The sequence below is a fragment of the Pseudothauera rhizosphaerae genome, from assembly GCF_004801305.1.
Taxonomy (GTDB): Bacteria; Pseudomonadota; Gammaproteobacteria; order Burkholderiales; family Rhodocyclaceae; genus Pseudothauera; species Pseudothauera rhizosphaerae.
Genome location: NZ_SSOD01000002.1, coordinates 200684 through 222579 on the forward strand (window position 1 = coordinate 200684; position 21896 = coordinate 222579).

The 21896-nt window shown below is 68.9% G+C and carries 16 protein-coding genes and 1 tRNA gene; 6 read left to right on the top strand and 11 right to left on the bottom strand.

Annotation, left to right across the window (positions count from 1 at the left end; genetic code table 11):
* Positions 1-38: 38 nt before the first annotated feature.
* The 9 genes from E6O51_RS02930 to E6O51_RS02970 all read right to left on the bottom strand — a co-directional run bounded on the left by E6O51_RS02930 (position 39) and on the right by E6O51_RS02970 (position 9947).
* Positions 39-114: transfer RNA gene (locus E6O51_RS02930), tRNA-Ala, on the bottom strand.
* A gap of 61 nt (positions 115-175) precedes the next feature.
* Positions 176-1222, bottom strand: coding sequence for an L-threonylcarbamoyladenylate synthase (locus E6O51_RS02935; protein WP_136383475.1), 1047 nt, complete (start codon positions 1220-1222; stop codon positions 176-178).
* Positions 1219-2373: a 5-(carboxyamino)imidazole ribonucleotide synthase gene (locus E6O51_RS02940; RefSeq protein ID WP_136383476.1), complete on the bottom strand. Its 1155-nt coding sequence runs from the start codon at positions 2371-2373 to the stop codon at positions 1219-1221. The genes E6O51_RS02935 and E6O51_RS02940 overlap by 4 nt, the downstream gene beginning before the upstream one ends.
* An 8-nt stretch (positions 2374-2381) precedes the next feature.
* Entirely contained in the window at positions 2382-2870 is a 489-nt protein-coding gene (gene purE / locus E6O51_RS02945) for a 5-(carboxyamino)imidazole ribonucleotide mutase (RefSeq protein WP_136383477.1), read from the bottom strand.
* A 1-nt stretch (position 2871) separates the two neighbouring features.
* Complete coding sequence (folD, locus tag E6O51_RS02950) at positions 2872-3735, bottom strand: bifunctional methylenetetrahydrofolate dehydrogenase/methenyltetrahydrofolate cyclohydrolase FolD (protein ID WP_136383478.1); 864 nt, start codon at positions 3733-3735, stop codon at positions 2872-2874.
* 206 nt (positions 3736-3941) lie between these two features.
* On the bottom strand, positions 3942-4559 hold the full coding sequence (locus tag E6O51_RS02955) for an indolepyruvate oxidoreductase subunit beta (protein ID WP_136383479.1): 618 nt from the start codon (positions 4557-4559) through the stop codon (positions 3942-3944).
* A 14-nt stretch (positions 4560-4573) separates the two neighbouring features.
* Positions 4574-6439, bottom strand: coding sequence for a thiamine pyrophosphate-dependent enzyme (locus E6O51_RS02960; RefSeq protein ID WP_136383480.1), 1866 nt, complete (start codon positions 6437-6439; stop codon positions 4574-4576).
* Positions 6440-6625: 186 nt separating this feature from the next.
* The gene (locus E6O51_RS02965; protein ID WP_136383481.1) at positions 6626-7261 is read right to left on the bottom strand and encodes a response regulator transcription factor; all 636 of its coding nucleotides are present in this window, start codon (positions 7259-7261) and stop codon (positions 6626-6628) included.
* On the bottom strand, positions 7236-9947 hold the full coding sequence (locus tag E6O51_RS02970; RefSeq protein WP_136383482.1) for a PAS domain S-box protein: 2712 nt from the start codon (positions 9945-9947) through the stop codon (positions 7236-7238). Before E6O51_RS02970 ends, E6O51_RS02965 begins: the two co-directional genes overlap by 26 nt.
* 184 nt (positions 9948-10131) lie before the next feature.
* Here E6O51_RS02970 and E6O51_RS02975 point away from each other — a divergent pair, with 184 nt between their 5' ends.
* The 6 genes from E6O51_RS02975 (at position 10132) to E6O51_RS03000 (ending at position 18974) form a co-directional block, all read left to right on the top strand.
* Positions 10132-11343, top strand: a complete 1212-nt coding sequence (locus tag E6O51_RS02975; RefSeq protein WP_136383483.1) for an ABC transporter substrate-binding protein — start codon at positions 10132-10134, stop codon at positions 11341-11343.
* A gap of 333 nt (positions 11344-11676) precedes the next feature.
* Positions 11677-14358 (top strand): pyruvate dehydrogenase (acetyl-transferring), homodimeric type, encoded by a 2682-nt coding sequence (gene aceE, locus E6O51_RS02980; RefSeq protein ID WP_136383484.1) that lies wholly within the window; start codon positions 11677-11679, stop codon positions 14356-14358.
* Positions 14359-14378: 20 nt separating this feature from the next.
* Positions 14379-16061: a dihydrolipoyllysine-residue acetyltransferase gene (aceF, locus tag E6O51_RS02985; protein WP_136383485.1), complete on the top strand. Its 1683-nt coding sequence runs from the start codon at positions 14379-14381 to the stop codon at positions 16059-16061.
* 10 nt (positions 16062-16071) lie between these two features.
* On the top strand, positions 16072-17850 hold the full coding sequence (gene lpdA, locus E6O51_RS02990; protein WP_136383486.1) for a dihydrolipoyl dehydrogenase: 1779 nt from the start codon (positions 16072-16074) through the stop codon (positions 17848-17850).
* Positions 17851-18053: 203 nt separating this feature from the next.
* A complete protein-coding gene (phaP, locus tag E6O51_RS02995) occupies positions 18054-18611 on the top strand; it encodes a TIGR01841 family phasin (protein WP_136383487.1) in 558 nt (185 codons plus the stop codon).
* 102 nt (positions 18612-18713) lie between these two features.
* Positions 18714-18974, top strand: a complete 261-nt coding sequence (locus E6O51_RS03000) for a hypothetical protein (RefSeq protein ID WP_230976680.1) — start codon at positions 18714-18716, stop codon at positions 18972-18974.
* Positions 18975-19118: 144 nt separating this feature from the next.
* Here the strand turns inward: E6O51_RS03000 and E6O51_RS03005 are convergent, their stop codons facing one another.
* Positions 19119-19382 (bottom strand): DUF2933 domain-containing protein, encoded by a 264-nt coding sequence (locus E6O51_RS03005; RefSeq protein WP_230976681.1) that lies wholly within the window; start codon positions 19380-19382, stop codon positions 19119-19121.
* Positions 19383-19401: 19 nt separating this feature from the next.
* A complete protein-coding gene (locus E6O51_RS03010) occupies positions 19402-21765 on the bottom strand; it encodes a heavy metal translocating P-type ATPase (RefSeq protein WP_136383488.1) in 2364 nt (787 codons plus the stop codon).
* Positions 21766-21896 lie beyond the last annotated feature (131 nt).

The window sequence follows — 21896 nt, forward strand, 5'->3', positions numbered from 1 at the left end:
ACGTGAAAAAGCCCGGAACGCGTCCGGGCTTTAGTGTCTGGTGGACCGAAGGAGGATCGAACTCCCGACCTCTGCATTGCGAACGCAGCGCTCTCCCAGCTGAGCTATCGGCCCTTAGAGGGGGCGAATTATAGCCACGCCCCCGGTGCTTGGGAAGCCCCTTTTCTTCCCTGCTTCAGGTCTCGTCCGCCTCGCCGGAGCCGGCCGCAGCGCGGCCGAGGCGGTCGGTGACGGCGGCCCAGGCGGGGTCGGCGGGCGGGGTTTCCACGAGGATGAAGTCGGCCCCCAGGGCGTCCAGCGCCCGCAGCCGGGCGTAGAGGGCGTGGGCGTAGGCGGCCGGATCGGCGCCGACGGCGATCCAGGTGAGGCGGCTGTCGCCGGGGTCCGGACAGGCGTGGGCGAGCACGGCGACGCGGCTGCCTTCGGCGGCGAGTTCGGCCGCCTCCTCCACCAGCAGGGCGGCGGGCAGCAGACGCAGCGGGGTGGCGGGGGCGTAGTGGGCGGCCAGTGAGCCGGAGACGCGGGGGGCGGCGGGCTCTTCTGTCCATTCGGCCGCGGCCGGCTCGGCGCGCACCTTCGGTGGGCGGCCGAGGACGCGGGTGATGGCGTCCGCGGTGATGGCGCCGGGGCGCAGGATTTCCGGCTCGCCGCGGGAGCAGTCCACGATGCTGGATTCGATGCCGACGGCGCAGGGGCCGCCGTCCAGCACCAGGGCCACCTTGTCGCCCAGTTCCTGCTGCACGTGGGCGGCGGTGGTGGGGCTGATGCGGCCGAAGCGGTTGGCGCTGGGGGCGGCCAGCCCGCCGCCGAATTCCTGCAGCAGGGCGAGCGCGATGGAGTGGGACGGCACGCGCACCCCCACCGTGTCCTGCCCGCCGGTGACTTCATCCGGCACGCCCGCCGCGCGGGGGAGGATCAGCGTCAGCGGGCCGGGCCAGAAGGCGCGGGCCAGTTCGGCGGCGTCCTTCGAAATGTCGGCCGCCCAGCGCGGCAACTGGTCGGCGGAGGACAGATGCACGATCAGCGGATGATCGGCGGGGCGTTCCTTGGCGGCGAATATCTTGCGCACGGCCTCCGGGTTGCGGGCATCGGCCGCGAGGCCGTAGACCGTCTCGGTCGGCATGCCGACGATGTCGCCGGCGCGCAGCAGTTGGGCCGCCTGCCGGATGGCGGTCAGCGTGGCGGGCGCGATGGTGCCGCGCGGAGGCAGGCGGGTACTCATTCGTCGTGGATGCCGATGGCCGCGCGGGCGGCGAGGGCCCGCTCCAGCACGGCGGCGGGATCGTCGCCGATCACGGTGAAGTGGCCCATCTTGCGGCCCGGGCGGGCGTGGTGCTTGCCGTAGAGGTGCAGGCGCAGGCCGGGCACGGCGTGCAGCACGGACCAGTCCGGCTCCCGGTACTTGCCCTCGTGGGTGCCGCCCTCGTACCACAGTTCGCCGAGCAGGTTCACCATGACCGCCGCCGAATGCTGGCGCGCCTCGCCCAGGGGCAGGCCGGCGAGCGCCCTCACCTGCTGCTCGTACTGGCTGATGACGCAGGCGTCGAGGGTGTGGTGGCCGCTGTTGTGGGGGCGCGGGGCCATTTCGTTTACGACCAGTTCACCGCGGGTGACGAAGAACTCCACCCCCAGCGTGCCGATGTAGCCGAGCTTTTCGGCGATCTGCTCGGCCACGTGCTGGGCATTGTCCGCGAGACAGGCGGAGGCGTGCGCCGGGGCGATGGTCACGTCCAGGATGCCGTGGCGATGGCGGTTCTCCGCGGTCGGGAAGGCGCGCACGGCGCCGGACTCGCTGCGGGCGAGCACCACCGAAACCTCGTAGTCCAGGGGCAGCAGCTTCTCCAGCACGCAGGCTTCCCGGTTGAACTTGTGGAAGGCGGCGAGCGCTTCCTCCCGGCTCGCCACGCGGGCCTGGCCCTTGCCGTCGTAGCCGAAGCGCGCCACCTTGAGCACGCCGGGGAAGAGCCCCGCGTTGGCCGCGGCGACGTCCTCGTCGCTGTGGATGGCGGCGAAGGGGCCGTGGGGCAGGCCGTTGTCGGCCAGGAAGGTCTTTTCCGCGATGCGGTTCTGGCACACGGCGACCGCGGCGGCCGACGGGTGCACGGGGATGAACTTGGCGAGGTAATCCAGCGTGCCGGCCGGCACGTTCTCGAATTCCGTGCTCACCGCGGCGCATTCGGCGGCGAGCTGGTCGAGGGCGGCGTAGTCCTCGTAGCCGGCCACCAGGTGGCGGTCGGCGAGCTGGCCGGCGGGGCTCGCCGGGTCCGGGTCCAGCACCCACACCTTGTAGCCCATCTCGTGGGCGGCGGAGACGAAAAAGCGGCCGAGCTGGCCGCCGCCGAGCATGCCGAGGGTGGCGGGGGGCAGGATCATCGGACGGATCAATCCAGTTTCATGTCCAGCACAGCCTGGGTCTGGCGGGCGCGGAAGGCGTCCAGCCTCGAAGCCAGCGCGGCGTCCGTATTGGCGAGCAGGGCCACGGCAAACAGCCCCGCATTGGCAGCGCCGGCCTCGCCGATGGCGAAGGTGGCCACCGGCACGCCCTTGGGCATCTGCACGATGGAGAGCAGCGAATCCTTGCCGGACAGGGCCTTGCTCTGCACCGGCACGCCCAGCACCGGCACGGTGGTCTTGGCGGCGACCATGCCCGGCAGGTGGGCCGCGCCGCCGGCGCCGGCGATGATGGCCTGGAGCCCGCGGCTGCGTGCGGTTTCGGCGTATTCGAACATCAGGTCCGGGGTGCGGTGGGCGGAGACCACACGGGCCTCGAAGGGCACGCCGAACTCTTCCAGCACCTGGGCGGCGGCCTTCATCGTGGGCCAGTCGGAATTCGACCCCATGATGATGCCGACTACGGGATTCGCGCTCATGTCAGAGACCCTTGCGGCGCGCGGCGCGCTCGGCGGAGATGACGGTGTTTTCCAGCAGCATGGTGATGGTCATGGGCCCCACGCCACCCGGCACCGGGGTGATGGCGCCGGCGACTGCCGCGGCGGAATCGAAATCCACGTCGCCGCAGAGTTTTCCATCCGGCAGACGGTTGATGCCTACGTCGATGACGGTAGCGCCCGGCTTGATGAGGTCGCCGGTGACGAAACGCGGCTTGCCCACGGCAGCCACCAGCACATCGGCGCGGCGCGTGTGGAAGGCCAGATCACGCGTCTTCGAATGGCACACGGTGACCGTGGCGCCCGCGTTGGTCAGCAGCATGGCCATGGGCTTGCCGACGATGTTGGAACGGCCGATCACCACGGCTTCGGCGCCGGAGAGCGGCACGTGCTCGGATTCCAGCATCTTCATGACGCCGTGGGGCGTGCAGGGGATGAAGGCTTCCTGGTTCTGGGAGAGCCGCCCGACGTTCTCGGCGTGGAAGCCATCCACGTCCTTCTCCACGCTGATGGCCTCCAGCACGGCGGCCTCGTCGAACTGGAGCGGCAGCGGCAGTTGCACCAGGATGCCGTGCACCGCCGGGTCGGCGTTCAGCTCGGCGAGCTTGGCCATGACCACCTCCGGCGCCGCGTCGGCCGGATAGTCGAAGCGGAGCGAACGGATGCCGGCCTTCTCGCAGCCGGCCACCTTGTTGCGCACGTAAACCGCGGACGCGGGATCGGAGCCGATCAGCAGGACCGCGAGACAGGGCTGCTCGCCGCGGGCGGCGAGTCCGGCCGCGCGGGCGGCGATCTCGCCGCGCACCCGCTCCGCCAGGGCCTTGCCGTCGATGATGCGTGCCGTCATGGGAATGGCCTTCGGAAAAACGGGTGATTTTATCGCAGCATCAGGGGCTTGTGCGAAGGGCGGCGACCCGGGACATGGATGCCCCCTCCCCTTCAAGGGGAGGGCTGGGGTGGGGATGGGTTTGTCGGCGCACGGAACCGAAACCCATCCCCCTCCTAACCTCCCCCTTGAAGGGGGAGGAACAGATCGCGCGCGGTGTCGGCGGCCTACGCCGCCAGCGCCTCCGCAGCCACCGCGCGGCGGCCCAGTTCGAAGGCCTGGCGGTTCATCTCCACCAGTTCCGGCTTGCGGCTGGCGAAGCGGGCCAGCACCGCGTCGCGCAGCACCTCGGCCGGGAAAGGCAGGCGGTCGGCCATGGCGCCGAGCATCACGGTGTTGCCCAGGCGGATGTTGCCCAGTTCCGCTGCCAGCGCGCTGGCGTCGAAGGCGTGCACTTCCAGGCCCAGGGCACGCATTTGCGCGACGGGATCGTCCGGGTAGTCGAACAGGCCCAGGTTCACCACCGGCGGCACGATGCGGCCGACGTTCATCAGCGCCGCCGCGCCGGGGCGCAGCATGTGCGCCCAGCGCAGCGCCTCGGCGGCCTCGAAGCCCACCAGCAGGTCGGCCTCGCCCGGCACGATCTGGGGCGACAGCACGCGTTCGCCGAAGCGAAGGTGGGAAGTCACCACGCCGCCGCGCTGGCTCATGCCGGCCACCTCGGTCTTCTTGGCGTCGAAGCCGAGGGACAGCGCCGCTTCGGCGAGGATCTCGGTGGCGGTCATCACGCCCTGGCCGCCGGTGCCGCACACCAGGATGTTGGTCGTCTTGCTGCTTGCGGTCATGCTTGCCCCATCTCTCATTGCTTGCGCTGGAACTGCAGCGGAGCCTCCGGTGCCGCATGGACGATGGCCTCCGGCGCGCACGGCTGCAGGCACAGGCCGCAGCCGGTACAGGCGGTGGTCTCGATGCGCACGAAGGCGAGCTCCACTTCCTTGCCCGAGGGCTTCACGGCGGTTTCGCGCCGGGTCACATGGATGGCCGGGCAGCCCACCTCCACGCAGTTGCCGCAGCCGGTGCAACGCTCTTCCTCCACCCGGTAGGACGGGGCCGGCTGGTAGTGGTCGATCAGCACGCAGGGGCGGTCGGTGATGATGACCGACGGTTCCTCGATCTTGGTTTCCTCCCGCAGGGCCTTGAACAGCACCGGCAGTTGGTAGGGATCGACGACGCGGATGCGTTCCTTCTTCACCCCCAGCGCCTCGCACAGCCTGGCGAAATCGACGCGCGGCGCCTCCTCCCCGTGGATGTCACGCCCGCTGCCGGGGTTGTCCTGGCCGCCGGTCATGCCCACGGCGCGGTTGTCCAGCAGCAGTACGGTGACGTTGCCCCGGTTCCAGGCGATGTCCAGCAGGCCCTGCATGCCCATGTGCAGGAAGGTGGAGTCGCCGATCACGGCCACCACCTTCTTGCCGGCGTCCGCTTCTCCCCTGCCCTTGTCCATGCCCAGCGCCATGCCCATGGAAGCGCCCATGGAGATGCAGGTATCCAGCGCGTTCCACGGATGCCCCGCGCCCAGCGTGTAGCAGCCGATGTCGCCGGAGATGATGACGTTGCGCATCTGCGAAAGCGTGTAATAGACGCCCAGGTGCGGACAGGCCACGCACATGGTGGGCGGGCGCGGGAAGACGGGTTGCTCCGGCGCATGGGCGGGCACGGGCGGCGCGTTGCCGAGCAAGCGGGCGACGGCCGGGCGCAGCACGTCCGGGGCCAGTTCGCCGATGCGCGGCAGGATGTCCTTGCCGTGGCAGGCGATGCCGGCGGCCTTCAGTTCGGTTTCCAGCAGCGGCTCGGTTTCCTCGACGACCACGAGATGGCGCACGCGATCGGCCAGCGCGCGGATCTGCTGCAGCGGCAGCGGACAGGACAGGCCCAGCTTCAGCACCGGCGCGTCGGGGAAGGCCTCCCGCACGTGCATGAAGGCAGGGCCGGAGGCGATGAAGCCCAGCGCCGTGTCGGGACCGTCGCTGAGGACGTTCAGCGGACTCGTTTCCGCCTCGGCCGCCAGCGCCGCCTCCCGCTCGAACATCAGCGGCAGGCGCGGTTTGGCATTGCCCGGCACCATGACCCAGCGGCGCGCGTCCTTGACGAAGCCGGCGGGTTCCGCGGCAACCCGCTCGCCCACCTCGACCCGGCCCTTGACGTGGCAGATGCGGGTGGTCAGGCGCAGAATCACAGCACAGTGGTGGCGTTCGGAGAGTTCGAAGGCCGCCTTCGTCATGCCGTAGGCTTCCTGCGCGTCGGCCGGCTCCAGCACCGGCAGGTGGGCGAAGCGGCCCCAGAAGCGGGAATCCTGCTCGTTCTGGGACGAGGACATGCCCACGTCGTCGGCCACGGCGATCACCAGTCCGCCCTCGGTGCCGGTCACGGTGAGCGTCATCAGCGCGTCGGCGGCCACGTTGAGGCCCACGTGCTTCATGGCGCAGAAGGCCCGCGCGCCCACCATGGAGGCGCCCAGCGCCACTTCCAGCGCGACCTTCTCGTTCACCGACCACTCGGCGTAGAGATCCGGGTAGCGGGCCAGCTCCTCCAGGATTTCCGTGGACGGCGTGCCCGGATAGGCGGCGGCCACCTTGCAGCCGGCCTCCCAGACCGCGCGCGCCACCGCTTCGTTACCCGAGAGGAAGAGCCGGCTGGCGGCCGGCGCGGGCAGGGGTGCTCCCATGGACTGACTCTCCGATCGCTGCGGACAAAGGGCGTTAACCTACCGGTCGGTCAATTATTGGCTATTGATCGAAGTCAACCGCAGGCCATGGAGCCTGCGTGTAGGAGCGGGCTTGCCCGCGATGGGGCGGTTCTCCGTGCCAATGAGGCCGCATCGCGGGCAAGCCCGCTCCTACAGGCGGCGGGGTCAGCGTTGGGCGGCCGGCTCCGCGCTCACCACGTGCTGAACCAGTTCGGCCAGGGAATGGGCGCCCATTTTTTCCATGACCCGCGCCCGGTGCACTTCCACGGTCTTGATGCTGATGCCCAGCACGTCGGCGATCTGCTTGTTGAGCTTGCCCAGGATGATGAGATCCAGCACCTCGCGCTCGCGCTGGGTGAGCTGCGCCAGGCGGCGCGCGGTGTCCGCCTCCTGGCGGCGCTTGCCGCGGTGTTCGCGCTCGGTGGCCAGGCACTGCTCGATGAGGCCCAGCATGTCCCGGTCGGAGAAGGGCTTCTCGATGAAATCCACCGCGCCCTTCTTGAGCGCGGACACGGCCATGGGCACGTCGCCGTGGCCGGTGATGAAGATCACCGGCAGCGTGCAGCGCCGGCGGCCGAGTTCCTCGAACAGCTCCAGCCCGCTCATGCCGGGCATGCGCACGTCCAGCACCAGGCAGCCGGTGAGGTCTTCGTTGTAGACGTCGAGGAAGGCCTCGGCCGATTCGTGGGCCAGCACCTTGTAGCCGTTGGATTCGAGCAGCCAGACGAGGGAGTCCCGCAGGGCCTCGTCGTCGTCGATGATGTAGATGATCTGGTCAGGCTCGGCGGGCAAGGCGTTCACTCGCGGCCTCCGTGGGCAGTGTGAAGGAGAAGATGGTACCGCCTTCCGGGTTGGAGTCCACCGTGAGCCGGCCATCGTGGAATTCGATGATGGAGCGGCAGATGTTGAGCCCCATGCCCATGCCTTCCGCCTTGGTGGTGTAGAAGGGGGTGAACAGGCGCTTGCGCTCCTCCTCGCCGATGCCGTGGCCGCGGTCGATGACCGCCACTTCCACGCTCAGGGGGTTGAGCGCCCGGGCGCGCACGCGCAGCAGCCTGTCCTCCGGCGGGTTGTCGTGCATGGCGTCGAGGCCGTTCTTGACCAGGTTGAGCACCACCTGCTCGATCATGATGCGGTCGGCGTACACGGCGGGCAGGTCGGCCGGCACCTCCTCCTCCACGCGGATGCCCATGCGGCGGGCGTCGATCTCGGCGAAGCCGATGGCGTCGTCGAGCACGTCGGCCAGTTGCACGGCGCTGCGCCGCGGCTCGCTCTTCTTCACGAACTCGCGCACGCGGCGGATGATCTTGCCGGCGCGCTCAGCCTGGAAGCTGGCCTTCTGCATGGCCGCCAGCACGTCCTCCTGCTTCCAGTTGCCCGACTGCAGGCGGGTCACGCAGCCCATGCAGTAGTTGGCGATGGCCGACAGGGGCTGGTTCAGCTCGTGGGCCAGCGTGGAGGCCATCTCGCCCATGGTGATCAGGCGCGCGGTGCGCTGCAGGCGTTCTTCCTGCTGGCGCGCGACTTCGGCGGTCTGCTTGCGGTCGGTGATGTCGGTGGCGATGCCCATGCGCACCACGCGGCCGTCCACCCAGCGCGTGGCCTGCTCGCGCACGTGGTACCAGCGCCCGGAGAGGGGATGCTGCAGTTCGCCGTCGAAGAGTTCCCGCGGCACGTCGGCCGGCGCCAGGCCGCGCGGGTCCACGCGGTAGTCGCCGCGCTCGGGCTGGGGCACGGCCACGCCGCGCACGGTGCGGCCCACTGCGTCGAAGCCGTGGATGGTCTTGAAGGCACGGTTGGCGAAGAGGATCTCGTCGGTGCGCGCATCGGCCACGAACACCGCCGCGTCCAGGCCGTCCAGCACGGCCTCGAAGCGCTCGTGGGCCGCCTCCAGCGCGGCACGCACGCGCTTGGGCTCGGTGATGTCGGTCACCGAGGCCATCCAGCCGGTCTGCTTGCCGGTGAGGTCGATCAGCGGCGAGAGGTAGAAGCGCGCGTCCAGGCGCTCGCCGTTCTTGCGCCGGATGCGCATCTCGAAGCCGGTGGACGGCGCCTGGCCGGCCAGGGTCAGGTCCAGGTTGCGCTGGCAGGTGGCAGTGTCTTCGGTCGGCCAGTACGGGAAAGGCGCCTCCGCGCCCACCAGTTCGTCCTGGGAGAAGCCCACCATGCGGCAGAAGGCGGAGTTCACATAGATGATGCGCCCGCTGAGGTCGATGGCGCGCAGGCCGGTGAGCACCGATTCCTCCATCGCCTTGCGGAAGGCGGATTCGGCCCGCAGCGCGTCCTCGGCCGCCTTGCGCCCGGTGATGTCGTGGGCCACGGCATACACCAGCTTTTCCTCGCGCACCGGGTTGATGCTCCACACCAACCACTTGTAGCTGCCGTCGCGGCAGCGGCAGCGGTTCTCGAAGCTCACCGCCTGACCGCCTTCCAGCAGGCGCAGGTGGTCCACCGTGATGGCCACGTCCTCGGCATGTACCAGGTCCAGCAGCGCGCGCCCCGACAGCTCCTCCGGCTCGTAGCCCAGGATGCGCTCGAAGGCCGGGTTGCAGCGCCGGAAGCGCCCGTCCAGGCCGACCACGCACAGCATGTCCAGGGACAGGTTGAACAGCCGGTCCCGCTCCCGCTCCACCTGCACGCGGCGCAGCACGTGGGTGCGCAGCAGCCACAGGCTCCACAGCACGAGCACCGACAGGCCGATGATGACGATGGTGGGCAGCGCAGTGGGCAGCGCGCCGGTGCTGCGCAGGGCGGTGGCGCGCAGCAGCAGGCCGCTGCCGGGCGGATCGAGGGGAATCTGGAAGGACACGCTCTCGTCCGGTTCGCTGACGCCGGAACTCGCGGCCAGCGTTTCCCCCTGCGTACTCATCAGCGCCAGGCGGTACTTCTCCACGAACCAGGCGGGGAACATGTGGCGCGCCATGCGCTCCACCGAATACACCGCGGCGATCGCCCCCAGGAACTCGCGCCCGCGCCGCACCGGCAGGTAGACCTCCACCACCGTCTGGCCGCGCGGATTCACGTAGGGCAGGCCGTAGCTCGGCCCGCCCAGGTCGCGGGCGCGGGTGAAGGCTTCCATCTGCCGCCCGCTCAGCGCGTCCCCCGCCAGCCACTCGGTGGTATCGAAGGGCGCCGACCAGCGCACCAGTTCGTCCGTGCCCACCCACACCACGTTGACCAGTTCGCTGTTGTTGGCGATGTGCTGGTTGGCGCGCAACTGGAAGGCGTCCGGATCCAGGGCGCCGACGGCGAGATCCCGCGCCAGTTCGCCGAGGAATTCCTCGGTGCCCTGCATGTGCAGGCGGATGGTCTGCTCCGCCCACTGCACGTCCCGCACCACCGCGCTGCGCTGGCTGGCCACCTCGCGTTCCTGCAGCAGCCACACCAGCGCCAGCATGGCGACGGCGAACAGCACCACGGCCACGTAGGGGGCCGTCCAGTACCAGCGCGGGGTCGCAAGACGGCCGTGGTCGGCGGAGTCGGGCATCGGGGCGGGATTCGGATGGAGTCGGGTCGCGGGTTGCAGCACGGGGCGAGCGGTGCCGGCGGCAGCAGTATGCATTCTTCCCGGACCGCCGTCCGGCCGGCATCCGGTCTTTCCCTTACCGTGCGCGCAGCGCTTGGGGTTTTCGCCAATTCAGCCCCCCTGCCCCGCGGCATAGAGTCCGGGGATGTCCAGCCCCGTCCCGCTCCGGCTCCTGCGCCTCGCCCTGGGAGCGCTCCTGATCGCCCTGACCCCGGCGGCCCCCGCAGCCCCCGGCGGGGAGCCGATCCGCATCGGCGTCTCGGGCCCCTTCACCGGCGGCTCCAACCCCATGGGCGTATCGATGCGCGAAGGCATCCGCATCGCCGTGGACGAGATCAACGCCGGCGGCGGCGTGCTCGGCCGCCCGCTGGTGCTGCTCGAACGGGACGACGAGGCCCGCAACGAGCGCGGCGCCCAGGTAGTGCAGGAGCTGATCAAGGAAGGCGTGGTCGCCGGGCTGGGCATCGTCAACACCGGCGTGGCGCTCGCCAGCCAGCGCTTCTACCAGCAGGCGCGCATCCCGGTGATCACCTCGGTGGCCACCGGCTCGCTGATCACCAAGCAGTTCCTGCCGCCCCAGCATCCGGAGAACTTCGTCTTCCGCATCTCCGCCAGCGACACGCTGCAGGCGGCGATGATCGTCGAGGAGGCGGTGGCGCGGCGCGGCCTGACCCGGGTGGCGATCTTCCACGACGCCACCAACTACGGCCAGCTCGGCCGCGAGGACCTGGAACGGGCGCTGACCGAACACGGCATCCAGCCGGTGGCGGTGGAACGCTTCCAACTGCGCCAGGCGGACATGCTGACGCCGCTGCGCCGGGCGCGGGCCGCCGGCGCGCAGGCCATCCTGACCTACGGCATCGGTCCGGAACTGGCGCAGATCGCCAACGGCATGGCGCGCATGGGCTGGCACGCGCCGCTGATCGGCAGTTGGACGCTGGCCATGTCCAACTTCATCGACAACGCCGGACCCAACGCCGAAGGCGCGCGCATGCCGCAGACCTTCATCCAGGAACCCACCACCACGCGCCGCGCCGCCTTCCTCAAGGCCTGGCGCGAGAAAACGGGAACGGAGCGCATTCCGGTGCCACCGGCGGCCGCACAAGGGTATGATTCGGCCTTGCTCCTCGCCGCCGCCATCGAACAGGCCGGCAGCACCGACGGAGACCGCATCCGTGAGGCACTGGAAGACCTGCGCGCCCCGGTGGAAGGCGTGATCATGACGTATGATCGCCCCTTCTCCAGGACCAGCCACGAGACGATCACCGATACCGGGGACATCTCCATGGGCGAGGTCCGCAACGGGCAGGTGGTCTTCGCCTACGAGGACGACCGCCGCCGGGCAGCACGGCAATGAAGCCCCGGCGCCGCCTCCGCTTTCCCGATCGGCCGGGAGAATCTCTCCCTCCCTCCCTCATCTCCCGGCCGATTTTTTTCCCCGCCGCTCCGTCCATCGAACGCCCGCGCTGCCCCGCAGACGGGCGTTCTTGCGTGGACCGCGAGCGTGCCCCGCCCGCCCGCATTTTGCGACAGGCGAAACGGTATTGCACATTACGAAAAGTCGTCTTATAGTTCGGAAAGATGGCCATCCGCCGGCGCGGAACGGTCACGCGCGCAACAAGAACCGCCCCGCCCGGTTCCACCCCCGCCGGGCGGGATTCGCCAACCGCAAGTCATGAGGAGACAAGCCATGACCGGGAAATCGAACGTACTGCTGCAGGCCGATCCGGACGCGCAGGAAACGCAGGAATGGCTGGAGGCGCTCGCCGCAGTCGTCGAGAACGAAGGCGCGCAGCGCGCCCACTACCTGATCGAGAAACTGATCGAAAGCGCGCGCGAAGAGGGAGTGGACATCCCCTATTCCGCCAACACGCAGTACATCAACACCATTCCGGTGGAACAGCAGCCGAAGTATCCCGGCGACCCGGACCTGGAAATCAAGCTGCACTCCTACATCCGCTGGAACGCCATGGCCATGGTGGTGCGCGCCAACAAGCACACCAACGTGGGCGGCCACATCGCCTCCTTCGCTTCGGCCGCGGCCCTCTACGACGTGGGCTTCTCCCACTTCTGGCACGCCCCCTCCGCCGACCACGACGGCGACATGATCTTCTTCCAGGGCCACTCGGTGCCCGGCGTCTATGCCCGCGCCTTCATGCTCGGCCGCCTGACCGAGGAGCAGATGGACAACTTCCGCCAGGAAGTGTCGGGCAAGGGCATCTCGTCCTACCCCCACCCCTGGCTGATGCCGGACTTCTGGCAGTTCCCTACCGTGTCCATGGGCCTCGGCCCGATCCAGGCCATCTACCAGGCCCGCTTCATGAAGTACCTCGCCTCGCGGGGCCTGATCGACGCCGCGCGCGCCGAGCAGCGCAAGGTCTGGGCCTTCCTCGGCGACGGCGAGACGGACGAGGTCGAATCGCTGGGCGCCATCGGCATGGCCGCGCGCGAGAAGCTGGACAACCTGGTCTTCGTCATCAACTGCAACCTGCAGCGCCTGGACGGCCCGGTGCGCGGCAACGGCAAGATCATCCAGGAACTGGAAGCCGAATTCCGCGGCGCCGGCTGGAACGTCATCAAGGTGATCTGGGGCACCCACTGGGATGCGCTCTTCGCCCGCGACAAGAAGGGCATCCTGAAGAAGCGCATGATGGAATGCGTGGATGGCGAGTACCAGACCTTCAAGGCCAAGGACGGCGCCTACGTGCGCGAGTACTTCTTCAACACGCCCGAACTGAAGGAACTGGTCGCCGACTGGACCGACGACGAGATCTGGGCGCTGAACCGCGGCGGCCACGACCTCTTCAAGATCTTCGCCGCCTACAAGGCCGCCACCGAGCACAAGGGCCAGCCGACGCTGATCCTCGCCAAGACCATCAAGGGCTTCGGCATGGGCCAGGCCGGCGAGGCCATGAACATCTCCCACCAGCAGAAGAAGCTGGACATCGACGCGGTGCGCCGCTTCCGCGACCGCTTCGGCCTGCCGGTGCCGGACGACAAGCTGGCCGAACTGCCCTACCTGAAGTTCGAGGAAGGCTCGCCCGAATGCAAGTACATGATGGAGCGCCGCATGGCGCTGGGCGGTTTCCTGCCGCAGCGCCGCCGCAAGGCCGAGCCGCTGGCGGTGCCGGGGCTGGACAGCTTCGACGCGCTGCTGAAGGCCTCCGGCGAAGGGCGCGAGCTGTCCACCACCATGGCCATCGTGCGCATCATGAACAACCTGCTCAAGGACAAGCAGATCGGCCGCCACCTGGTGCCCATCGTGCCGGACGAATCGCGCACCTTCGGCATGGAAGGCATGTTCCGCCAGTACGGCATCTGGAACCAGGAAGGCCAGAAGTACGTGCCGGAAGACCATGACCAGCTCATGTTCTACAAGGAGTCCCAGACCGGCCAGGTGCTGCAGGAAGGCATCAACGAAGCCGGCGCCATGGCCGACTGGATCGCCGCCGCCACCGCCTACAGCGTACACAACGTGCAGATGGTGCCGTTCTACATCTGCTACTCCATGTTCGGCCTGCAGCGCACCCTGGACCTGGCCTGGGCGGCCGGCGACCAGCGCGCCCGCGGCTTCCTCATCGGCGGCACCGCCGGGCGCACCACGCTCAACGGCGAAGGCCTGCAGCACGAGGATGGCCACAGCCTGATCCTCGCCAACCTGATTCCCAACTGTGTGTCCTACGACCCCACCTTCCAGTACGAAGTGGCCGTGATCGTGCAGGACGGCCTGCGCCGGATGTTCGCCGAACAGGAGGACATCTACTACTACATCACGGTGATGAACGAGAACTACGAACATCCCGAGATGCCCGCCGGCGCCGAGGCTGACATCCTCAAGGGCCTGTACGCCTTCCGCAAGGGCGCCGACAAGACCGGCCCGCGCGTGCAGTTGCTGGGCTCCGGCACGATCTTCCGTGAGGTGATCGCCGCCGCCGATCTGCTGAAGAACGACTGGGGCGTGGAGGCCGACATCTGGGGCTGCCCGAGCTTCAACGAACTGGCCCGCGACGGCCAGGACGCCGAACGCTGGAACCTGCTGCACCCGCTGGAAGCGCCGCGCCAGTCCCACGTGGCGCAGAAGCTGGCCGGCGCGCAGGGCCCGGTGATCGCCGCGACCGACTACATCCGCCTGTTCTCCGAGCAGATCCGTCCCTTCGTGCCGGGCCGCTACGTGACCCTGGGCACCGACGGCTTCGGCCGCTCCGACACCCGCGAGCAACTGCGCCACTTCTTCGAGGTGGATCGCCACTGGGTCACGCTCGCCGCGCTCAAGGCGCTGGCCGATGAAGGCGCCATCGAGCGCGACAAGGTGGCGGCCGCGCTGGCGAAGTACCAGCTCGACCCGAACAAGCCGAACCCGCTGACCGTCTGAGCGCCGAGGGAGACAGGAACATGAGCCAACTCATTGAAGTGAAGGTTCCGGACATCGGCGATTTCGACGCGGTGCCGGTGATCGAGCTGTTCGTGAAGGTCGGCGACACCATCGCCGTCGATGACGCCATCGCCACGCTGGAATCCGACAAGGCCACGATGGACGTGCCGTCCTCGGCCGCCGGCGTGGTCAGGGAAGTGCTGGTCGAGGTGGGCGACAAGGTGTCGGAAGGCAGCCTGCTGATCAAGCTGGAAGCCGCAGGGGCTGCTGCGGCCTCTCTCCCTCCCCTTCAAGGGGAGGGCCGGGGTGGGGATGGGTCTAAGCCCGCCGCGGACCTACCCCATCCCCCTCCCAGCCTCCCCCTTGAAGGGGGAGGAGCGAAAACCGCCGGCGGCATCGTCGAAGTGGCGGTGCCAGACATCGGCGACTTCTCCGACGTGCCGGTGATCGAACTCTTCGTCAAGGCCGGCGACACCATCAAGGTGGACGACGCCATCGCCACCCTAGAATCCGACAAGGCGACGATGGACGTGCCGTCCTCGGCCGCCGGCGTGGTCAAGGAAGTGCTGGTCAAGCTCGGCGACAAGGTGTCCCAGGGCCACCTGCTGATCCGGGTGGAGACCGCCTCGGCCCCGGCCACGCCCGTGGTCGAGGCATCGACGTACGCCCCGCTGGTGGACGGCGGCCCGGCGCCCACCGCGTCGGTCTCTCCGGCCGTGGCTGCGGCGGTGCCCGCTGCGCCCTCTGCGGTCAAGCTGGGCGGCACGGTGCACGCCAGCCCCTCGGTGCGCGCCTACGCCCGGGAACTGGGCGCGGATCTCGCCCAGGTCAAGGCCACGGGACCGAAGGGCCGTGTCCTCAAGGAAGACGTCACGGCCTTCATCAAGGGCGCGCTCACCACCGGCGTCGTACCGGGCAAGACCCCCGCCGCGGCGGCAGGCGCCGGCCTGGGTGGCGGCCTTGATCTGCTGCCCTGGCCCAAGGTCGATTTCGCCAAGTTCGGTGAGATCGAGGTCAAGCCGCTGTCGCGCATCAAGAAGATTTCCGGCCAGAACCTCGCCCGCAACTGGGTGATGATCCCGGCCGTGACCTACCACGAGGACGCCGACATCACCGACCTCGAAGCCTTCCGCGTGCAGGTGAACAAGGAGAACGAAAAGTCCGGCAAGAAGCTCACCATGCTCGCCTTCATCATCAAGGCTTCGGTGCGCGCGCTGCAGGAATTCCCCGAGTTCAACACCTCGCTCGACGCGAATGGTAGTGAACTGAGCCTGGTCTACAAGAAGTACTTCAACATCGCCTTCGCGGCCGACACGCCCAACGGCCTGGTCGTACCGGTGGTGAAGGACGCCGACAGGAAGAGCGTGTTCCAGATCGCCGAGGAAACCGGCGCGCTCGCCAAGAAGGCGCGCGACGGCAAGCTCGGGCCTGCCGACATGTCCGGCGCCTGCTTCACGATCTCGTCGCTCGGCGGCATCGGCGGCACCTACTTCGCGCCCATCGTCAACGCGCCGGAAGTCGCCATCCTCGGTGTCAACAAATCGGTGATGAAGCCGGTCTGGGACGGCAAGGCTTTCGTGCCGCGGCTGACGCTGCCGATGTCGCTCACCGCCGACCACCGCGTGATCGACGGCGCGCTCGCCACCCGCTTCAACGTCTACCTCGCCCAACTGCTGGCCGACTTCCGTCGGGTCATGCTGTAAGGAGATCGCCATGAGCCTCGTGGAAGTGAAGGTTCCGGACATCGGCGATTTCGACTCGGTGCCGGTGATCGAGCTGTTCGTGAAGGTGGGCGACAGCATCAAGGTGGACGACGCCATCGTCACCCTCGAATCGGACAAGGCGACGATGGACGTGCCGTCCTCGGCCGCCGGCGTGGTCAAGGAAGTGCTGGTCAAGGTCGGCGACAGGGTCGGCGAAGGTACGCTGCTGCTCAAGGTCGAAGCCGATGCCGCGGCCGCGACGGCGGCGCCCGCCCCTGCGGCGGCCGCACCCGCTGCCGCGCCGGCGGCTGCCCCGGTCGCCGCGCCCGCAGCCGCGTCGCATGCCGGCGGCGCCGACGCCGAATACGACATGGTGGTGCTCGGCGCCGGCCCCGGCGGCTACTCGGCGGCCTTCCGCGCCGCCGACCTCGGCCTCAAGACCGCGGTCATCGAGCGCTACCCGACGCTGGGCGGCGTCTGCCTCAACGTCGGCTGCATCCCGTCCAAGGCGCTGCTGCACGTCGCCGCGGTCATCGAGGAAGCCGGGCACCTCGGCGGCGCCGGCGTCAGCTTCGCCAAGCCGTCGGTGGACGTCGACGCGTTGCGCAAGCACAAGGACGGCGTCATCGGCAAGCTCACCGGCGGCCTGGCGGGCATGGCCAAGGCGCGCAAGGTGGACGTGATCCGCGGCTACGGCACTTTCCTCGACCCGCATCACATCGAGGTCGAGGAAACCAGCGGCGGCGGCCAGGACAGGACCGGCGCGAAGAAGGTGGTGAAGTTCAGGAACTGCATCATCGCCGCCGGCAGCGCCGCGGTGCACCTGCCCTTCATCCCGCAGGACCCGCGCATCGTCGACTCCACCGGCGCGCTCGAACTGCGCCAGGTGCCGGGCAAGATGCTGGTGATCGGCGGCGGCATCATCGGCCTGGAAATGGCCACGGTGTATTCCACCCTGGGCGCGCGCATCGACGTGGTCGAGATGCTCGACGGCCTGATGCAGGGTCCGGACCGCGACGCGGTCAAGGTGTGGGAGAAGCAGAACGCCGGCCGCTTCGAGAAGGTCATGCTCAAGACCCGGACCGTCGCCGTCGAGGCGAAGGACGACGGCCTGTGGGTGAGGTTCGAAGGCGAAGGCGCCCCGACCGAGCCAGTGCGCTACGACATGATCCTGCAGTCCGCCGGCCGCGCGCCCAACGGCAACAAGATCGGCGCCGAGAAGGCGGGCGTGGTGGTCGGCGAGCGCGGCTTCATCCCGGTCGACGTGCAGATGCGCACCAACGTGCCGCACATCTTCGCCATCGGCGACGTCGTCGGCCAACCCATGCTCGCCCACAAGGCGGTGCATGAGGCGCACGTCGCCGCCGAGGTCGCCGCCGGTCACAAGGCCGCTTTCGACGCCACCGTGATCCCGGGCGTGGCCTACACCCACCCGGAGGTCGCGTGGGTCGGCTACACCGAGGCGCAGGCCAAGGCCGAAGGCAGGAAGGTCGAGGTGGCCAAATTCCCGTGGGCGGCCAGCGGCCGGGCGATCGCCAACGGTGCCGACTACGGCTTCACCAAGCTGGTCTTCGACGCGGAAACCCACCGCGTGATCGGCGGCACCATCGTCGGCCCGTCGGCCGGCGACATGATCGGCGAGGTCTGCCTCGCCATCGAGATGGGTGCCGACGCGGTGGACATCGGCAAAACTATCCACCCGCACCCGACCCTGGGCGAGACGGTGGGCATGGCGGCAGAAGTGGCGCACGGCAGTTGCACCGACCTGCCGCCCCAGCGCAAGAAGTAAGCGGACTCCATCCCCGTCCATAGCGGCGGGCCGGCAGGAACTTCGGGCTCCGCCGGCCCACCGTTTTTCTTGGCACGGGCTTATCAAGTCTGTTTTGTTGCAGCGCACAAATTGTGCTTGACACGGGGAATTTGTCCCTTACACTGGTGATTGTGCACCGCAACACAAACCACTTTTCGCCCTTTCGCCATCAGGAGTCCACCATGACCATCACCCCCGAAAAGATCGCCGCCAGCAACAAGGTCGCCGTCGAATCCCTGCTCAACGTCAGCGCCACCGCCCTGTCGTCCGCCGAACGCCTGGCCGCGCTCAACCTGAACACCGCCCGCAGCCTGATCGAAGACAGCCTCGCCAACCTGAAGGCGCTGGCCGAAGCCAAGGATCCGCAGGCCTTCGCCGCGCTGCAAGGCTCCTTCGTGCAGCCGGGCACCGAGAAACTGGTGGCCTACTACCGCGGCGTGTACGAAATCGCCACCCAGAACCAGGAAGAGATCACCAAGCTGCTGGAAACCCAGTTCGCCGAACTGAACAAGAACCTCAACACCGCCCTCGACGATGCCGCCAAGTCCGCCCCGGCCGGCTCCGACATCGCCATCTCCGCGGTGAAGAGCGCGCTGGCCGCCGCCAACTCCACCTACGACAGCGTCAGCAAGGCTGCCCGCCAGGTGGTGGACATCGCCGAAGCCAACGTGACCACGGCCACCAACGCCGCGGTGAAGGCCGTCGGCAGCACTGCCAAGGCCGCGCGCAAGAGCGCGTAAGCGACTGTCACCGCCGCTGCAACGGCCCATTCACCCCGGCGGGTGGATGGGCCGTCGTGCTTTCTGCCCACCTTGCTGCGGAGGGACGGCGCTTCCGGTAAGATGCAACGCATCCCCAGCCCTTCCCTTACCAAGATGACCGAACCGGAAACCATCATCGTCTGGCGCAAACCCAGCGGCGCGCCGGTCTCCTGCCTGGAAAAGATCAAGGTGCTCAACGAGAACCATGCCGAACTGCGCCAGACGGTGCGGGACATCATGGAAGACGCGCTGCTGATGGGCTGCAGCGAGGCGCAGGTGCGCGCCGCCATGCACGTGCTGATCGACACGGTGGTACCGGCCTTCCCGGAACGCGAGGACTGAAACTCCGGCGCGGCCGGAACTCGCTTCAGTCATGTCGGCCCCCGCAATGGCCCCCTTCGCGGAACGAATGCCGGCGTGCGCGCCATCCACGCGCAGTAGGCCTCGCCGAACTCGACCAGCGGCCACAGGCCGTAGGCCGGGGTATCAGAATTTTTTCTTCTCCGCCTCCGATGCGCGGCTGCCGTGATCGTGGCCGCCGTGATGGCCATGGCCGTGGTGCATGAACAGGTGCATCAGCGGGCAGGCGAGCAGGAACAGCCAGGGCAACAGGCCCAACACGTGGGCACGGTGTTCGGCCAGCAGGAAGAAGGCGGCCAGCGCTGCGAAAGCGATGAACACCCATTTCGTCCGTGGTGCCCCGTTGCCGTGCCCGGCGGGCGGAGGACGATGGTCGTGCATGGAAGTCATGATGGTTCTCCTTGCCTGACTAGACCCGCGCCCGGCGCAGGCGCAGCGCATTGGTGACGACCGATACCGAGCTGAAGCTCATCGCCAGCGCGGCGATCATCGGCGACAGCAGCAAGCCGAAGAGGGGGTAGAGCAGGCCGGCGGCGATGGGCACGCCGAGCGCGTTGTAGAGCAGCGCGAAGAGCAGGTTCTGGCGCATGTTGGCCACGGTGGCCAGCGAGATGTTGCGCGCCGTGGCGATGCCGCGCAGGTCGCCCTTCACCAGCGTCAGGTGGGCGCTGTTCATCGCCACGTCGGTGCCAGTGCCCATGGCGATGCCAACGTTGGCGCGCGCCAGTGCCGGGGCGTCGTTGATGCCGTCGCCGGCCATGGCGACGATGCGACCCCGGGCCTGCAATCCGGCCACCAGCGCATCCTTGTCGGCGGGCTTGACCTCGCCGTGAACCTCGTCGATGCCGAGCCGCGCGCCCACCGCACGCGCGGTGGTGAGGCCGTCGCCGGTGGCCATGACGAGGGTCAGCCCGCTCGCGCGCAGCATCCGCAGCGCATCGGGCGTGGAAACCTTGATCGGGTCGGCGACGGCGACCAAGCCCGCGAGCGCGCCATCGACGGCGAGATGCATCACGCTGGCGCCTTCCAGCCGCAGTGCTTCGGCGCGCGCTGCGAGCGGTTGCCAGTCGATGTGTTCATCATCCATCAGGGCCGTGTTGCCGAGCACCACACGGCGGCCACCGACGATGCCGCGCACGCCGATGCCGGACGACGACTCGAAGCGCTCCGGCGTGTCCAGCGTCAGTGCGCGCTGGCGTGCCTCGGCGACGATGGCGTGGGCGAGGGGGTGTTCACTGCCCTGGTCGAGGCTGGCGGCCACGCGCAGCACTTCCTCCTCCGTCCAGCCCGCCACGGCGGCGAGGCCGTGGAAAGCGGGGCGGCCTTCGGTGAGGGTGCCGGTCTTGTCCACGATCAGGGTATCGACCCGGCGCAGCGATTCGATGGCGGCGGCGTCGCGGAACAGCACGCCGTGGGTCGCCGCCTTGCCGGTGGCCACCATCACCGACATCGGCGTGGCCAGCCCGAGCGCGCAGGGGCAGGCGATGATGAGGACGGCGACCGCGTTGATCAGCCCGTAGGCCCAGCTCGGCTGCGGTCCGAACAGGCCCCAGGCGAAAAAGGTGGCCAGCGCGATCAACACCACGACGACCACGAACCAGCCGGCGACGACGTCGGCCATGCGCTGCATCGGCGCGCGGGAGCGCTGGGCCTGGGCCACCATCTGCACGATCTGCGACAGTACCGTCTGCGCGCCGACCTTCTCGGCCACCATCACCAGCGCGCCGCTGGTATTGAGGGTGGCACCGATCAGCTTGTCGCCCGGCCGCCTGGTCACGGGGATGGGCTCGCCGGTGAGCATGGATTCGTCAACGGCGCTTTCGCCCTCGGCCACCGCCCCGTCCACCGGCACCTTCTCGCCCGGCCGCACGCGCAGGTGGTCGCCGGGATGGACGTGGGCGAGGGGGATGTCCTCCTCGCCGCCGTCGGGGCGGATGCGGCGCGCGGTCCTGGGGGCGAGGCCGAGCAACGCCTTGATCGCGGCGCCGGTTTCGGAGCGCGCCTTCAGCTCCATCACCTGCCCGAGCAGGGTCAGCGAAATGATGACCGCCGCCGCCTCGAAATAGACTGCGACGTGCCCGCCCATGCGGAAGGAGGCAGGGAACAGGCCGGGGGCGACGGTGGCGGCGACGCTGTAGAGGTAGGCTGCGCCGGTGCCGAGGCCGATCAGCGTCCACATGTTGGGACTGCGGCGGCGGATGGACTGCGCGCAGCGCACGAAGAAGGGCCAACCCGACCACAGCACCACCGGCGTGGCGAGCGCCATTTCCACCCAGGGGCGGGCGGCGCCGAGCAAGGGATCGAACAGGCCGCCGGACATGGCGATGGCGGTGACGATCACCGTAAGCGGCAGCGTCCGCCAGAAGCGGTGGCGGAAGTCGGTGAGTTCCGGGCTGCCTTCGGCTTCGAGCACCGGCATCACCGGCTCCAGCGCCATACCGCATTTCGGGCAGGTACCGGGGCCGAACTGGCGGATCTCGGGGTGCATCGGGCAGGTGTATTCGGTGCCGGCCGCGGCGGGCGATTCTCTCGCCGCGGCCGGGGCGAGGTAGCGCTGTGGATCGGTCTGGAAGCTGGCGAGGCAATGCGTGCTGCAGAAGCGGTATTCGTGCCCGCCATGGCGGGCACGGTGAGGTGAATCCGGCTGCACCGTCATGCCGCACACCGGGTCCTTCTCCGTGCCTGCATCGGCATGGGCATCGTGGCCATGAGGGATGTGCGGTTCGGCACGGGCCGCTTCATCGTCGTGCCGATGGATGTGTTCGTGGCGCATGGCAGGCTCCCGGCCTGGTCGCGGCGCACCGGACCCTAGCCGTGCCGCCGCTGTATCAGGATAGTGCGGCACGGTGGCGAGTGCCCGTCTCCGGCCTGTTCCCAGCATGCACCGATACGCCTGACCAGAGT

Coding starts and splice junctions, on each gene's coding strand:
- E6O51_RS02935 (WP_136383475.1), bottom strand. CDS start 1,222: ATGAGTACCCGCCTGCCTCCGCGCGGCACCATCGCGCCCGCCACGCTG.
- E6O51_RS02940 (WP_136383476.1), bottom strand. CDS start 2,373: ATGATCCTGCCCCCCGCCACCCTCGGCATGCTCGGCGGCGGCCAGCTC.
- purE (WP_136383477.1), bottom strand. CDS start 2,870: ATGAGCGCGAATCCCGTAGTCGGCATCATCATGGGGTCGAATTCCGAC.
- folD (WP_136383478.1), bottom strand. CDS start 3,735: ATGACGGCACGCATCATCGACGGCAAGGCCCTGGCGGAGCGGGTGCGC.
- E6O51_RS02955 (WP_136383479.1), bottom strand. CDS start 4,559: ATGACCGCAAGCAGCAAGACGACCAACATCCTGGTGTGCGGCACCGGC.
- E6O51_RS02960 (WP_136383480.1), bottom strand. CDS start 6,439: ATGGGAGCACCCCTGCCCGCGCCGGCCGCCAGCCGGCTCTTCCTCTCG.
- E6O51_RS02970 (WP_136383482.1), bottom strand. CDS start 9,947: ATGCCCGACTCCGCCGACCACGGCCGTCTTGCGACCCCGCGCTGGTAC.
- E6O51_RS02975 (WP_136383483.1), top strand. CDS start 10,132: ATGTCCAGCCCCGTCCCGCTCCGGCTCCTGCGCCTCGCCCTGGGAGCG.
- aceE (WP_136383484.1), top strand. CDS start 11,677: ATGACCGGGAAATCGAACGTACTGCTGCAGGCCGATCCGGACGCGCAG.
- aceF (WP_136383485.1), top strand. CDS start 14,379: ATGAGCCAACTCATTGAAGTGAAGGTTCCGGACATCGGCGATTTCGAC.
- lpdA (WP_136383486.1), top strand. CDS start 16,072: ATGAGCCTCGTGGAAGTGAAGGTTCCGGACATCGGCGATTTCGACTCG.
- phaP (WP_136383487.1), top strand. CDS start 18,054: ATGACCATCACCCCCGAAAAGATCGCCGCCAGCAACAAGGTCGCCGTC.
- E6O51_RS03000 (WP_230976680.1), top strand. CDS start 18,714: ATGCAACGCATCCCCAGCCCTTCCCTTACCAAGATGACCGAACCGGAA.
- E6O51_RS03005 (WP_230976681.1), bottom strand. CDS start 19,382: ATGACTTCCATGCACGACCATCGTCCTCCGCCCGCCGGGCACGGCAAC.
- E6O51_RS03010 (WP_136383488.1), bottom strand. CDS start 21,765: ATGCGCCACGAACACATCCATCGGCACGACGATGAAGCGGCCCGTGCC.